Origin of the sequence: Halolactibacillus halophilus (assembly GCF_900115605.1) — a bacterium.
Taxonomy (GTDB): Bacteria; Bacillota; Bacilli; order Bacillales; family Amphibacillaceae; genus Halolactibacillus; species Halolactibacillus halophilus.
The window spans coordinates 1-16,027 of sequence record NZ_FOXC01000015.1 but is presented as its reverse complement, the minus strand read 5'-3'; the positions used below and the strand labels follow the sequence as shown (position 1 = coordinate 16,027).

General features: G+C 38.3%; 11 protein-coding genes. 1 reads left to right on the top strand and 10 read right to left on the bottom strand.

The features are described 5' to 3' along the window. Positions 1-204 precede the first annotated feature (204 nt). A complete protein-coding gene (locus BM098_RS06830) occupies positions 205-3,363 on the top strand; it encodes a DEAD/DEAH box helicase (protein WP_089831737.1) in 3,159 nt (1,052 codons plus the stop codon). Positions 3,364-3,459: 96 nt separating this feature from the next. Here BM098_RS06830 and BM098_RS06825 read toward each other — a convergent pair whose 3' ends face one another. The 10 genes from BM098_RS06825 to BM098_RS13430 form a co-directional block, all read right to left on the bottom strand. Next, complete coding sequence (locus BM098_RS06825; RefSeq protein ID WP_089831735.1) at positions 3,460-4,608, bottom strand: PDZ domain-containing protein; 1,149 nt, start codon at positions 4,606-4,608, stop codon at positions 3,460-3,462. A gap of 173 nt (positions 4,609-4,781) precedes the next feature. Then, positions 4,782-6,257: a S41 family peptidase gene (locus tag BM098_RS06820; protein WP_234987436.1), complete on the bottom strand. Its 1,476-nt coding sequence runs from the start codon at positions 6,255-6,257 to the stop codon at positions 4,782-4,784. Between the two features lie 154 nt (positions 6,258-6,411). Next, on the bottom strand, positions 6,412-7,833 hold the full coding sequence (locus tag BM098_RS06815) for a murein hydrolase activator EnvC family protein (protein WP_089831733.1): 1,422 nt from the start codon (positions 7,831-7,833) through the stop codon (positions 6,412-6,414). A 68-nt stretch (positions 7,834-7,901) separates the two neighbouring features. Beyond that, the gene (ftsX, locus tag BM098_RS06810) at positions 7,902-8,795 is read right to left on the bottom strand and encodes a permease-like cell division protein FtsX (RefSeq protein WP_089831732.1); all 894 of its coding nucleotides are present in this window, start codon (positions 8,793-8,795) and stop codon (positions 7,902-7,904) included. Beyond that, positions 8,785-9,471: a cell division ATP-binding protein FtsE gene (gene ftsE, locus BM098_RS06805; RefSeq protein WP_089831730.1), complete on the bottom strand. Its 687-nt coding sequence runs from the start codon at positions 9,469-9,471 to the stop codon at positions 8,785-8,787. The genes ftsX and ftsE overlap by 11 nt, the downstream gene beginning before the upstream one ends. Positions 9,472-9,767: 296 nt before the next feature. Then, positions 9,768-10,634 carry a YitT family protein gene (locus BM098_RS06800; protein ID WP_089831729.1) on the bottom strand — a complete coding sequence of 289 codons (867 nt, stop codon included), beginning with the start codon at positions 10,632-10,634 and terminating at the stop codon, positions 9,768-9,770. A 189-nt stretch (positions 10,635-10,823) separates the two neighbouring features. Beyond that, a complete protein-coding gene (locus BM098_RS06795) occupies positions 10,824-11,339 on the bottom strand; it encodes a hypothetical protein (protein ID WP_089831727.1) in 516 nt (171 codons plus the stop codon). 192 nt (positions 11,340-11,531) lie between these two features. After that, positions 11,532-12,633 (bottom strand): peptide chain release factor 2 gene (gene prfB / locus BM098_RS06790; protein WP_143423384.1). Its coding sequence is split into 2 segments (ribosomal slippage): positions 11,532-12,560 and positions 12,562-12,633, totalling 1,101 coding nucleotides; the frame shifts between segments, so codons are not numbered across the junction. A gap of 67 nt (positions 12,634-12,700) precedes the next feature. Then, positions 12,701-15,208 (bottom strand): preprotein translocase subunit SecA, encoded by a 2,508-nt coding sequence (gene secA / locus BM098_RS06785; RefSeq protein ID WP_089831725.1) that lies wholly within the window; start codon positions 15,206-15,208, stop codon positions 12,701-12,703. A 633-nt stretch (positions 15,209-15,841) separates the two neighbouring features. Next, positions 15,842-16,027: hypothetical protein (locus tag BM098_RS13430; protein WP_159430131.1), on the bottom strand; the 186-nt coding region annotated here is incomplete at its 5' end.

The window sequence follows — 16,027 nt, the reverse complement described above, 5'->3', positions numbered from 1 at the left end:
GACCGTCTTTTATGTCATGCGTTTATATCAAGTCAATCGTATTTACATGTTTTAACCCCTCACACGCTCGATTTTCTTATTACTCTGTTAATGAAAGTAGCACAAAACATGAAAAAAAGTCAATGACTATCGTCGTAAGTTCTGCTCATTACGTGTAATCTTTGTTATAATGGTTAGATAGCATTTTTTTAAAGGGGTTTTTTTATGCCACGGATAATTTTTGAACCAAAAGAAATTATGAAATTAACAGGCCAACGGTTTTATCGTCGAGGTTTGGACTACTATAAAAAAGGGCGCGTCAATCATTTAAGTTACAATCAGGCAATTAATATGTGGAAAGCCGATGTCAGGGGCAGTGAAACTTTCCATGTTAATATTTTTGTCTATGACGATGATGATTTAGAAACGCGTTGTACGTGTCCAGCATTTCATACACATGGGACTTGTAAACACATTGCTGCCGTGTTACTTGCCATTAGTAAGCATCAACAACCACACCTTGAAACAAACGTGCCAGAAGCTAAAAAGAGCGACCCGTTTTCCTTACGATTATTAGATACCTTTAAGGAACCCGTTTTACCTAAAGAAAAACAAACGTTACGCATCCATTATCTATTAAACGAAGTGAGCCCGTCTTTTACTGATGACAAACGTTTTGTGATTGGATTATATGTTGGAGAAACAAAACCGTTTATTGTCAAGGATTTGCGTGAGTTTATCGACGCGGTTTATTATCAACAACCTTATCAGGTGACTGACAAATTTTCATATACGCCTAACCAACACCAATTTGGTACAATCGACCAACAAATATTAAACTTGTTAAAATACGCACTTACAAATGAGCGCGCCTATAAAGACTTATACGCTGAACAGCAACAGCGCTTAATGATTGTGCCACCTTATGTATTTGAGCAGTTATTCACTTTACTCACGGCACAACCATTGACGTATAAATCAGATACCCAAAAAGAATATAGTGAGTTAGCGCTTATGCCGCTAGAGAACCATATTAATTTCACGATTGATACGGCGGCAGAAAACCAAGTTATTCACTTCGGTGATTTCTTAAGTTATCGTTACTCACCGTATTATCAAGTCTTCATTAAACAATCTAATATTTATACTTTGTCAGCTGATCAAAAAATAATTGTCAATAAAATTATGAAAGAGATGCCAAGACATTTATCCGAACAGCTCACTATCTCACCGAGTGACTTTCAAAGCTTTTTAACTTATGTTAAACCAATGCTTGAAGCAATCGGTACGATAACAATCACAGAGAATGTGAAGCAAAAGCTATACGAAGCAACACTTGTCGTTCATATTTACTTAGAATTTATTGGGGAATCACTTGGGGTCACCGTTGATTATCAATATGGTGATTACCGGTTCTCATTCAATCAGCCAATCAAAGATACCGACCGTATTGTCGTTCGTGAGGTTAAAGCAGAGGAGAAAGTGATAGAACAATTAAGACAATGGGGATTTCAGTATATTAATCAACGTTTCCAACTCTTTCACGTTGATAAAATCTATGACTTTCTTTTAGATATTGTCCCTGAATTAAAGGAGATTTATAACATCTACTTATCTGATCAATTAAAAGCAATGATTAATGAGGAAACCATTCAATTTGATCCCTCGATTCGATTTGATGACCGCTTAAATGTCTTATCAATTGATTTTGACATTAACGGCATTGATGACCAAGAGATTCATGAACTAATGAAAGCCTTGATTGAAAAGAAACGCTATTATCGTCCAAACCAAGGACCGCTTGTAGACTTAGAGAGTGAAGCGTTTGAACAATTTAAAGCCTTTGCTGCCTCACTAAAATTGAAAAAGAACGATGTAAAAAAAGATGGCCTACACTTAAGTCCTGTTCATGCGACGGTTGTTGATGATTATTTTAGAGATACGACGGCTTATGAAGCCACTTTTGACACATTAATAAAAGATTTGGACATAGCAAAAAATACTGCTTACCCATTACCTCAGATCGAGGCTGAGTTACGTGACTATCAACACGTCGGTTACCAGTGGTTTAAAACTCTGAGCGCCTATCATTTAGGAGGGATTTTAGCCGATGAAATGGGGTTAGGTAAGACACTGCAAACGATCACCTATATCTTAAGTGATTATGAAAAAAGTAAGGACACAAAAAGTTTAATCGTGGCACCGTCATCACTCATCTATAACTGGAAGAAAGAATTCGAACGCTTTGCGCCTTCTTTAACAATTCAAGTCGTCAGTGGCAATCAACTAGAGCGGAAACAACAAATCAAACAACCAAGTGATGTGTGGATTACTTCCTATCCGCTCCTCCGACAAGATCGTGAATTATATCAATCGATGTTGTTTACTCACTTTATTTTAGACGAGGCCCAAGCGATTAAAAATCATTTAACCCAAACAGCAAAAGCGGCTAGAGCTATCAATGCCACGCATCGATTCGCCCTTAGTGGGACACCGATTGAAAACCGTCTAGAAGAACTTTGGTCCATTTTTCAAACCCTATCACCGGGTTTCTTAGGAACAAAGAAATATTTTCTTTCTTTAGACACAATGGCAATTAAACAAATGGTGCGTCCCTTTATTTTACGTCGCTTAAAGACCGATGTACTGACTGACTTACCGGAAAAATTTGAATATGAAAAATACACTGACTTAACACTTGATCAAAAACAGGTGTATCTATCTTATGTTAATAAAATAAAAGATACCATAAATAATGCACCATTCAATGAAAATAAGCTTGATATCTTATCAGGCTTGACCCGGTTGAGACAAATTTGTTGTCATCCGAGCTTATTTTTAGAAAACTATACCGGTGATTCAGGCAAGCTTGACTTATTAAAAACCTTATTGAGCCAACTTAAAGAGGAAAACCGACGCGTCTTGTTATTTTCACAGTTCCCCAGCATGTTAAAAATCATCGCCCGTGAGCTTGAAGAACTTGGATTAACTCATTTTTATCTTGACGGGCAAACACCATCAATGGAACGATTAGAAAAAGTTGACCAGTTCAACGACGGTGAAAAAGATCTGTTTCTTATTTCATTAAAAGCAGGTGGAACAGGTCTAAACCTCACTGGTGCTGATACCGTCATCTTGTTTGACTTATGGTGGAATCCTGCCGTTGAACAACAAGCGGCTGGACGCGCACATCGGATTGGACAAACAAAAAAAGTTGAGGTCATTCGCCTCATTACAGAAGGGACGATTGAAGAAAAAATCTTCAACTTACAACAGAAAAAACGTGCGTTAGTTAATGAAGTTATTGAACCAGGTGAAACATTACTATCTTCATTATCTAAAGATGATATTCTTTCGCTATTATCTGTTGAATCTGAATTGTAATCGTTTATTCACATCAATTACAACCGTTCTTTCGTCATTAAACAAAAAACAGCCACTCTCGGCTGTTTTTTTGTTTAAACTATTATTCATCTTATTTTAAATATAATCTTCTACAAATACTAATCCCAATTGATGATGATCACCTTCATAATACGCACGTTGAGTAAAACGAATTTCACCCTCAAGGTTATAAATATCGATCTTACAAAAAGCTAAATTAGATTGTAACGCTTCATAAAATTCATCCCCGTTAGAGACCTTATGACCGTTCACTTTCGTAATCACTTCTCCAATTTCAATCCCCATCTCACTTGCAGGTGAAAAAGGATGTACACCAAGCACCTTTAACCCCTCCTTAGAAGGACCGTATAATGTTGGATGATTTGCTTCATGTTGCCGCGTGTTAAAGAGTAGAATTTCTCGACCAATAAGGCCTACAATGATACTTAACAGAATTAAAGGCGCATAAAGAAAGCCTGTAAGACTAAGTATGATCACGCTCATACCTAATAAGGTTAACCGCTTCAGTAGCCACTGGCTAAATACCTTTGGTCGTCGTGTACGTATGACATGTTCAAGGCCAAGTAATAGCGGAAAGAAAATCAACCCATAACTCTCTCCTTGATAGTCAAAGACTGGCCAGTATTGGAAAAACACATCAAGGTCACCGATTGGCCAAATAAATAGTACTGGTAGTAGTGCTAATTTTTTAATCCGGTGCTGTCCAACTTGCTTCCCACGTGCCCCGACAAAACGTTCCGGGAATGTTTGATCATCGCGTGTCCGCGTTAATAAAAATGCTTCTGCCAGAATAAATATCCCCATTAAACTAGTGAAAATAATCCAATGATCAAGCGTTAAGGATACTTTCAACACGTCAGGTAAGTAGCTTTCATAATAAGGATAAAATAATAAAGTCAAGCTGCTTGCCCCAAAAATATATACGCTATTAAGCCAACTAAACTTGCCAGTAAGTGAAAAAAGTAGAGAATAACTGATAAGTAACACAATAAACAGTGGCGGTAAAAAGATGCCTAAACCAATAAATATAATTGATAATATTAGACTTAAAATTAAACCAATACGTTTTAAACCATACCATTCATCAAGCGTTGGGAATACTTTATATCCGAATGTTAACCTTTCTTTCTCTACTCGTTTCGTTGAGGATATGTATATTAGAATAAAAAACCAATAGAATAACGGGTTAATGAAAAACCATCCAATTGCCTTTAATATTGCCATTATAACTTCCACTTAAGTCTCTCACTCCTTTACAGTAAAAACCTATCACATTTTGTAAGACTTCACTTTCCATGTTCCTACTATATCATATTTTTTATCTACATATGAAACCTGTGAAAAATAATGCCAAAAAATGAGTCCCTGTCAATTAGGCAGGGACTCTTCATTACGTTCTAGTCATTTAATTGTGCTTGTTGCACTGTTACATTAATTGCTTCTGTTTTTTGTTGGTCGCCTTTCCCATCGCGAATTCGTTGGATGATTTCACTTTGAAGACGCTCAGCTGTTTCTTGATTAAGCTCTCCTGTCACGGATAAACCTTGCTCATTTTGAAATGCTTCTAATGTAATAGCTGTTTCATTTGAAAAATAGCCGTCTGTACGATTGATATCATACCCTAAACCTTTTAACATCTCTTGCATAAACCTCACTTGTGTAGAGACAGAATCAACTTTTACTGTCTCCTCAAGAACAATTGGTGATGAGTAATAATAGTCGGGTTGCTTAACTTCAATGGTTGGCTCTACGCCAACTTCATGAATGGATGTACCTTCTGCAGATAACCAATTTAGTATTGTAAGTTTAAGTGAACTACCATCACCCATATCTAATGTCGTTTGAACGGTACCTTTACCGAAACTTGTTTGTCCAACCACATTCGCATCAATTGTTTCTTGTAACGATACGGCGAGAATTTCTGAAGCTGAGGCACTCCCTTCATCAATTAGCACTGTTACTGGATAGGACTTTGCCGTTTCCGTATTTGAAAAGAACCGCTCTTTTTCACCGTTACCATCTTCTACTTGCATGTAAGGACGATCACTCGGGATAAATTCACGTAAAATTTCTTGTACAACGTCTAATAAACCACCAGGATTACCACGGACATCAATAACCAAGCCGTCGATTCCCTCTGCTTCAAACGTCGTTAACGCTTCTTTAAAGTCTACCGCTGTGGTTTCTGAAAAGTTCGTAATTTCAATGTAACCAATCATTTCATCATTTTGTTCAACTCCTGCACTGTACACCGTCTCTAGTGGAATTGTATCACGTGTGATGGTAAAAGGAATCAACTGTTCTGAATTTTGTCGTCTAACTTCAATATTAACATCGGTTCCTTTTTCTCCCCGAATTTTTGCAACGGCTTCAAGTAAATCCAATCCTTCCGTCGGCTCACCTTTAATTGTTATTACCTGATCATTTGGTCGTAAACCTGCTTTTTCAGCTGGAGAACCTTTTAATGGTGAGACAATTGTCACAACACCATCGATCATACTGACTTCCGCTCCAATACCTTCAAATGATGCTTCGATTTGTTCATTAAAAGCTTCCATCGTTTCCACATCTAAATATTCACTGTAAGGATCGCCCAAACTGCTTAGCATACCACTAATGGCTCCTTCGACTAAATCTTGATCGGACACCTCTTCTATATAATTGGATTGAATTTGATTAAAAGCTTGAACAACTTTCGGTAGTTGAACAGAATCCGATAATTCATTCAACATCTCTTCATAACGCTCTTCGGTCATATTTGAGGTTGTTGGCTGACTCTCATCAACTAACACCCATTCTGTTACTGCATAACTTATACCGCCACCTAAAACTAAAGCAGCAATTAACAACATGATAAGTACACTCTTTTTCATCCGCAACACTAACCACTCCACATCCTTGACATTTGTTTAATACCTGTTTTTATTAAGTTTAACATAATTTTTATAAGAACGGTACGAAAAGGGCACCACGCTCGTCGCGTGATGCCTCTAATAATCACTCATCTATTTTTTAAAATTGACTTGTTTAGTACAAGTAAGTGGCTGGGTTAACGGCATTCGCATGTGCCCAACCCCCGAAGTGAACTTCAAAGTGTAAGTGTTGACCTGTTCCAACACCGGTATTTCCCATAAGTGCAATTGTGTCACCTCGTGAGACAGATTGACCTGAGCTTACACGTGTTGAACCTGAACGTAAGTGCGCATACAATGTCGATACTTGTTCTTTCGTACCATCACCATTTAGATCCATGTAGTGCGTTAATAGAATCGCATCACCATAGCCATTCATACGTCCATCATATTGAGTATATGTCGCAACAACAACCCCATCTGCTGCGGCATAAATTTGTTGGGTACCTGGTGAAGCAATATCCATTCCGCGGTGTGGTCTAACAACACCTGTAATAGGGTGGACCCGGTTCGGGTTGAAAGAAGATGTCACTCGACGTGTTGACGCCGGCCAAAAGAGGACCCCGCCAGATGAACCTGAACCAGCACTGGCTGAATCGCCACTTTCTTGACCTAACTGTTCTTCACTTTTGTTCGCTTCTGCTTCAGCATTTTTAATCGCTTGCTGAAGGGCAGCGGCTTCCTTACGTTTAATCTCTTGTTGGTCAGCCAGTGTCACTTTATATTCTTCTAATTCAGCATGTTCTTCTTCTAGTTGAACCATTAAATCAGATTGATTAGCACGCTGAATATTTAACTGTTCCTGAATACGGGCAAGGTCTTGCTTTTGTGCAACAAGGTTTGCTTTTTTCGATTCTAACTCTTCTTTTGCTGCAGTTAGTTCAGCACGTTTTGTTTCTAAGTCAGCTTTTTTTGTTTCAACTTCAACACGTTTTTCTTCTAAATCTAATTTATCTTGTTTTTGAATTTCCATAATATTTTTATCGGAATCTAGAATTTTAGAAACAGCTGTTAAGCGGGAGATAAAGTCACTAAAACTTTGCGCACTAAACACAAGTTCTAAATATGATGCATTACCACCGGTACGTTGCATCGAACGAAGACGCGAACTAATTAATTCTTGGCGCTCATCAATACGTTCCATTAAGTCTTCAATTTCTTCGTTTAATAGCACAATTTCTGCTTCTGTTTCAGTAATCTCATTTTCAGTTGTAGCAATATTACTTTGAATCGTTGTAATATCATTTTCAGTCACATTAATTTCATTTTGTTTCGTTTCAAGTTGATCCGCTGTGACAGCTAAATCTTCATCTAATTCAGCAATTTTTGCTTTCACTTCTTGTTGACGCGCTTCATTTTCTTCAATCTGCTCCTCAGCGTCACTTGCATTGCTGTTAATATTTTGACGCTCTTCTTCTAATGCTTCGAGCTCCTGTTTTAATTCGTCAATCGACTGGGCCACTACAGGCTGTGACAGAGGAACAACCATATTCACCATGAAAACAGAAATAAATATGTATGCTAATATTTTTTTCATTTTGCCAACTCCTTATTTCTTGTTTTTATAGAAAGACGGTACTAAATTAGCACCGTCAATATGTCACTTTAAATTTTTAAAAACTTACGTACACTCATGACACTACCCCAGACACCAATGACAACACCAATTAAAATAATGACACCTGATATTTGCCAAACAAAAGGTGAGAATGGAAGAAGCGTAATAAAATCAAATTGTTGAACGGCGCTCATATTTTGATCTAAATAATAATAGCCACCAATTAAAGCCCCAATGGGAATGACACTACCCAGTACGCCAAGTAACATGCCTTCTACAAAGAATGGCCAACGAATAAACCATTTTGTTGCCCCCACAAGCTGCATAATTTCAATTTCTTTACGTCTTGCGAAGATTGTAATCTTGATTGTATTTGAAATAAGGAAAATCGCGGTAAAAAGTAAGGCTACAATTAGGATTAAACCAATATTTCTTGCATACGCATTAAAGTCAAACAGATTTTGAACAAAATTTTCACCATAGTTGACATCTTCAACATAATCGAAGGTTACAATTTCTTGTGCCATTGTGACCGTTTCCGTCGGGTCGTCTAACTTGATAATATAAGCATCATTTAATGGATTCTCCTGATCTTGTAGGCCAAAGATATCACCTTCATCGCCTAGACCTGACACTAGCCGTTCGAGCTCTTCTTCCCGCGTTGAAAAAGTAACACTTTTTACATTATCGAGTCGTTCGAGTTCATCTCCAACCGAAGCCGTTTCTGTTTCACTTGCTGTTAGATCGACGAGAACTTTAATTTCGACATCTTCTTCTAGATTTTCAGCAATATGATTAATATTTAATAGGAGCACTAAGAACGCGCCTACTAAGATTAATGTCGTCGTTACAGCCCCAACCGAAGCTAGCGTCATCCAACTGTTACGCCAAGTATTTTTAAGACCTTCTCTAATATGCCGTTTAAATGTTCTAGCTTTCATAGCCGTAGTCACCTCGATGCTGGTCACGTACAATCATACCGCCTTCAATAGCGATAACACGTCGTTTAATTGTATTAACAATTTCTTTGCTGTGGGTCGCCATAATTACAGTCGTCCCTGCTCCATTAATTTCTTCTAATATTCTCATAATTTCCCATGAGGTGTCTGGGTCCAAGTTACCGGTTGGCTCATCGGCAATGAGTAATTTGGGATAGTTCGCAATCGCTCTTGCGATAGCAACCCGCTGCTGTTCCCCACCAGAGAGTTCATCTGGAATAAATCTCGCTTTATTTTTCAGTCCAACTTGATCGAGTACTTCCATCACCCGTTTTCGAATATTCTTTGGCGTTTCTTCGACTACTTCTAATGCAAACGCCACATTTTCATAGACAGTCATTGTTGGTAAGAGTTTAAAATCTTGAAAAACGACACCAATATCACGTCGTAAATAAGGCACTTCTTTACGTTTCATATTGACAACATCATGTCCAGCCACTTGTACATCACCTGATGTGGCTTTTTCATCACCAAAAATGATTTTAATGAATGTTGATTTTCCGGCGCCACTTTGTCCAACTAAATAAACAAATTCACCGAGGTCGATATCTATTGTTATGCCATTTAAGGCTTGTACACCGTTTGGATATGTTTTTCGAATGTCTTTCATTTTTATCATAATTATCCAATCACCTTTACTAAGTTTGATTAAGCAAATACTTCAAGCACTTTTACGCTACATTTGCTTATGCTATACCATTATAACATTTCATCCGCCATTTTTTTACCTTTAGAATGTTACAGTTTGATTTCATTTACTTCAATATATTTCCGAATGACCAATCAATGGAGGGAAAACGTGTATCATTTGCTTAAAACTTTTATCGTTTTAGAATGAGAAGACACCTTCCTCAAACATTCGTGAGAATTTTAGATGGGGGTAGTTCAATGTAAGCATTTTATCCACTCTCTTGATTAGTGTCTTGTGAATCCTTCACCAATCACTTCACTCGCATTCATCACCACAATAAAGGCATTTGGATCAATTAATTTGATGATTTGTGATGTTCGACTAAACTCATTTTGATTCACCACACACATAATCATTCGGCGTTCTTCTTTGGTATAGCCGCCTTCTGCTTGCCACACAGTCACCCCGCGGTCTACTTGATTAAGTAAGGCTTCTCTTACTGGTTCGACATGATCGGTAATAATCATTAAATTTTTTGAACTGTTTAGTCCGACTTGGACTAAATCAATCGTTCGACTAGTCACAAATAACCCAATCAAAGCATACAAACCTTGTTCTACTGAAAAGACGAAGGTTGCGGTTAAGACGATTACCCCATCAAAAAGGGCCACACAGATTCCAAACGGAAGTGGAACGTATTTATGTAAGATTTGCGCCGCTAAATCGATACCGCCCGTCGAACCTTTCCCACGAAAAACAATACCAATCCCGACACCACAAGCCATACCGCCGAAAATCGCACCAAGTAATGGGTCTGGTGTTGCTGCTGGCCAATCGCTACTGACCCCAACAAAAAACGGGACAGCAATCGTACCAACGAAGGTTTTCATCCCGAAGTTCTTACCTAAAATAAAAATACCTACTACAAATAGCGGAAGGTTAATCGCCCACTGGATAATATCTGGACTAAAACCAAATACACTATTGATTATCGTGCTAATACCAGCAACGCCACCTGAGGCGACTTGATTTGGTAGTAAAAATAAGTTAAATCCAATTGCTATCATAAAAGAACCAAGTAAAACTAAACTGTACTCAAAAGTTAATACAAAAGGTCTTGGCATTGGTTCACGTCTATATTTTTGTATCATTACATCCACCCCTTAACAATTTGTCACAACCTAAAGGAGTATATCAGATAATGAAACAGGAAACAACTGGTTTTGACCTGTTAACACACTGTCTCATCATCAGAGTAAAGGATTAAAATGACATAAAAAAGAGACATTCAGCTATAACTGAACGCCTCATTTGTCTATTTTCAAGAACATCATCATTATTTAATTAAAATGCTCCCTAGCTTGATTTGTTGCTTCTTCTACAATGGTATTGAATGCTTCCGGGGTGAGACTCGGATCCTCTTGGTTATGTTCTTCTGAATACATGGCTTCTTTAATATGCGTTAACAGCTCTTGTACGCGGTTAACATACGCTTCTTCTCCGTAATCTTCAACGCTTGTATAGGCAGCTATCCTTGCAAAATCACTATTTGGGAAGTCAGTATCATCAACAGTAAGTTCAGCAAACTCTAATAGCGTTGTGATGTTAGTCAGTCTCACTTCTAAATTAATAAACAGGCGTTCAACATACGCATCATCTGCCGTACTATTTTCTGATATAAGTGACAGCGTATGCAAAGTATTATCCACTTCCATATATACACGATTTAATAGACTTTGAAAAGCACGTTTATCCGCCTCATGTTCCTGATAAAGCAACACACTTGTCCCAATTAAAAACATCACTAACACGACAATAACCCAAATAATACTTTGATTCCTCATTTGTTTTCGCATAAGCCTCTCCTTTATATCAGTATATACAGTGGTAATCCAAATTCTCTATTTCCATCCTAACATATTTACAAAAAAAGTAAAAGGTAGTTTTTTATATTTATTCATAAAAATCCCCTTAGAGTGGATACATCATTCACTTTAAAGGGGATGCTTCTTCTGGCTATAGTTATGTTTCTTTTCTTTTAAAATAGCTTATCGCATTTGTTGGCGCAAGTAACCGTCAATAAATGGATCGATATCTCCGTCCATCACACCTTGGACATTACCGACTTCGATGTTAGTCCGATGATCTTTAATCATCGTATATGGCTGGAAGACATAAGAACGGATTTGACTGCCCCAACCGATTTCTTTTTGTTCACCACGTAACGCATCAACTTCGGCTTGTTGCTTCTCAATTTCTAATTGATAGAGCTTTGCTTTTAACATTTTCATCGCCTGATCGCGGTTTTTAATTTGTGACCGCTCTGATTGACACGTTACAATTGAATTCGTTGGTAAGTGTGTAATCCGAACAGCTGAATCGGTTGTATTAACATGCTGTCCACCGGCACCTGAGGCACGGTATGTATCAATCTTTAAATCCTCTGTTCTAATGTCAATATCAACATCATCTGATAATTCTGGCATCACATCACATGACACAAACGATGTGTGACGTCTGTTTTGTGAATCGAAGGGAGAAATTCTCACCAACCTATGGACGCCTTTTTCGGCCTTTAAGTAACCGTATGCATTGTGCCCTTTAATCAGTAAGGTGACACTTTTAACACCAGCCTCATCACCTGGCAAATAATCAAGTGTCTCAACTTTAAAACCTTTTTTCTCAGCCCAACGGGTATACATTCTAAGAAGCATGCTGCCCCAGTCTTGAGATTCTGTTCCACCCGCACCTGGGTGCAGCTCTAATATTGCGTTATTCTTATCATAAGGCTCACTTAATAACATCAATAGTTCAAAGGCATTTAAATCTTCCTGCAGCTGAGCTAATTCTTCCTCTAATTCGAGTCTGAGATCTTCATCCGCTTCTTCTTTAACGAGTTCATAACTCACTTCTAAGTTTTCTAACGTTTCAACGTGCGCATCAAAGCGATTGACAACATCTTTATAACTATTCACTTCATCAATAACTTTTTGCGCATTTTTTTGGTCATCCCAAAAATCAGGTGCTGTCATTTCATGTTCTAATTCCGCAATCTTTGTACGTTTTTCATCTAAGTCAAAGAGACCCCCTAAAATCCGCTAAGCGGCTCGTCATCTTCTCTAACTCTTGTTTAATTTCTACTAATTCCATTACCCTTCACCTCATCTTTTTCTTACAATCAAACGGACATCCTAACGCTTAGGATGTCCCCTTATTATTATTTACCGTGACAATGTTTGTATTTCTTCCCACTGCCACACGGACATGGGTCGTTTCGTCCAATGGTATCAGACTTCACAAACGGTTGTTTTTTCTTAGTTTTTTTACCATCATCACCCGAGACAGCTGTCGCATTTTTCGCAACTTCTTGACGTTGTAAGTTCTCACGTACTTGTGCTTTCATCACATAACGCGCGACATCTTCATTAATAGACTGAACCATCGATTCAAACATATTGAAGCCTTCCATCCGGTACTCATTCAGTGGATTATTTTGTGCATAAGCACGTAGATGAATCCCCTGACGGAGTTGGTCCATTTGATCAATATGGTCCATCCATTTCGTATCAACGACACGTAAGAGTATAACTTTCTCAAACTCACGCATCCGTTCTTCACCCATGTCCTGTTCTTTCACATCATATTTCTCTTTAACTTTAGCCATAATCAGTGAGATAAGCTCTTCTGGTGACTGATCTGATAAATCACTTCGAGTAAGGTATTCTGACTCAACAAGATTCGCATGAATATATTCTGTCAGTCCATCAAGTTCCCATTTTGCATTATCTTCCTCTTGTGTATGGAGTTCGACTTGATTCTCAACGACAGTCTCAATCATATTCAACACGATATCTTTTAAGTTTTCTGAATCAATCACGTCATATCGTTGTTGATAAATAATTTCACGTTGTTCACGTAACACATCGTCATAACTTAGGACATTCTTACGCGCATCAAAGTTGTTACCTTCCACGCGTTTTTGCGCTGATTCAACCGCTTTTGAAACCATTTTGCTTTCAATCGGCTGAGCATCATCCATCTTAAACCGGTCCATGACGGCTTTCATGTTATCGGAGCCAAAGCGACGCATTAAATCGTCTTCCATCGATAGATAGAATTGTGTCACACCAGGATCTCCTTGACGACCTGAACGTCCACGTAACTGATTGTCAATCCGGCGCGATTCATGGCGTTCAGTACCAATAACGGCTAAACCACCGAGGGCTTTAACGCCATTACCTAGTTTAATATCTGTCCCACGTCCGGCCATATTGGTCGCAATCGTAACGGCCTTTGGCTCCCCGGCATTTTCAATAATATCTGCTTCACGGTAGTGATTTTTTGCATTTAACACGTTGTGCGGGACCCCACGTTTTTTCAGTAACGCTGAAATCACTTCTGACGTTTCAACAGCCACAGTACCAACAAGGACTGGTTGACCTGCTTCATGACGAGATTTAATATCTTCAATTACTGCTTTAAACTTTCCGTCCATTGTCTTAAAGATAAGATCTGGACGGTCGTCACGGATAATCGGTTTGTTGGTCGGAATAGCCACAACATCCATATTATAAATGTTACGGAACTCTTCCTCTTCTGTTTTCGCTGTCCCCGTCATCCCAGATAATTTATTATACATTCTAAAGAAGTTTTGGAACGTAATTGAGGCAAGCGTCATTGACTCGTTCTGAATCTGCAAACCTTCTTTTGCCTCAATTGCTTGATGTAAGCCATCACTGTAGCGACGACCTTTCATTAAACGACCAGTAAATTGGTCAACAATCACGACTTGTTCTTCCTCAATCACATAATCTGTATCACGATGCATCGACGCATGTGCTTTTAAAGCTTGATTAATATGATGCGTTAACGTCACGTGTTTTAAATCAAATAAGTTGTCAATATTAAAGAAGCTTTCTGCCTTTGTGATTCCTTCTTCGGTTAACTGAACGCCTTTTGTTTTTTCGTCATAGCTAAAGTCTTGTTCTCGTTTTAGTCCTCTGACAAAGCTATTTGCTTGTTGATACAGTGATGCTGACTTACGCGCACTGCCTGAAATAATTAAAGGTGTTCTCGCCTCATCAATTAAAATCGAATCGACCTCATCAATAATCGCGAAGTTTAATGGTCGCTGGACCATCTGTTCTTTATAAAGCACCATATTGTCACGCAAATAATCAAATCCAAACTCATTATTTGTACCATACGTAATATCTGCTTCATATGCTTTACGCTTTTCTTCCTTGGTCAACCCACTAACATTTAAACCGACAGTCATACCAAGAAATTCAAATAACTCACTCATATCTTTCGCATCACGGTCCGCTAAGTATTCATTGACCGTGATAATGTGGACACCGCTACCTGAAAGGGCATTTAAATAGGCTGGTAAGGTTGAAGCGAGGGTTTTCCCTTCACCTGTTTTCATTTCAGCTATGTTTCCACCATGAAGAACAATCGCTCCCATTAACTGTACCGGAAATGGACGCATATTTAGCACACGTTTTGAAGCTTCTCTTACAACTGCATAAGCTTCAACCATGACATCGTCTAGTGTTTCACCATTCTCTACACGTTGTTTTAATTCGGTTGTTTTATTTTTTAAATCAACATCTGACAAACTTTCAAAGTCTTTCTCGAACGTCTCAATTTGATCAACTGTTGGTCGCAGTTCTTTTAATTGACGTTCATTACCATCAAAAATCTTTTTTAGTATTCCACGCATAAATGTACGCTCCTCTAATAGATACTGACGTTTTGTTTCATAAACGTCTACATTTTATAATAACACTTGGGGTTTTTAATGACAAGAAACATCCTTGTGAAAGAGCGAAAACACGACATATCCGAAGACACATCGTGTTGTCATTTTAGTTCATTAACATTCTTTCTCTCACACGTGTGAATTAACCTAAATTATAGATACTGCTTGTCGCCAATTTACGTTGCCGTTCTGACTCGTTACTTAATTTCTATTCGCCACTTCCACCACAAAGAAGCATTCTGCGAATGACATGGGTTTACAATAGATTTCTTAACTTCCATTCGTGTGTAGAGCTTAAGAAGAATGTACGTAATCAATGCAACAAATAGTTGATTGAACATAGCATTTTCCGTCATGATAATTAAAACCAATACATTTCACTCCTATTTCCACCACCGAAAAACAACTCGATGTCCCATAGAGATTTATACATACCGGCCAATTTCTCGGCCATCACGTTCATCAAACTCATAACGACACTTTTAACTTGCCTTCATTCGCGGCAGATTGAACTACCCCCACCTAACATTCTCACGAATGTTTGAGGAAGGAGATTCCGTAAGGACACCTTAAAGGCGACCCATGCTCGTTCAACTAAGCATAGGTTTTTCTACTTTCCAACCGCCGCAAACCTATTTTCTCAACATCTGTTAAAGCATGTTGGGGAAATAGTGCGCTCCAGGAACACAACTTGCTTGGGTCGAATCGTTCTGTCTGATAGAACGTATAGGTTCTGACAAAAGACAGGGTACGCGTCAAATACGCCCAGTGCGCCCAATG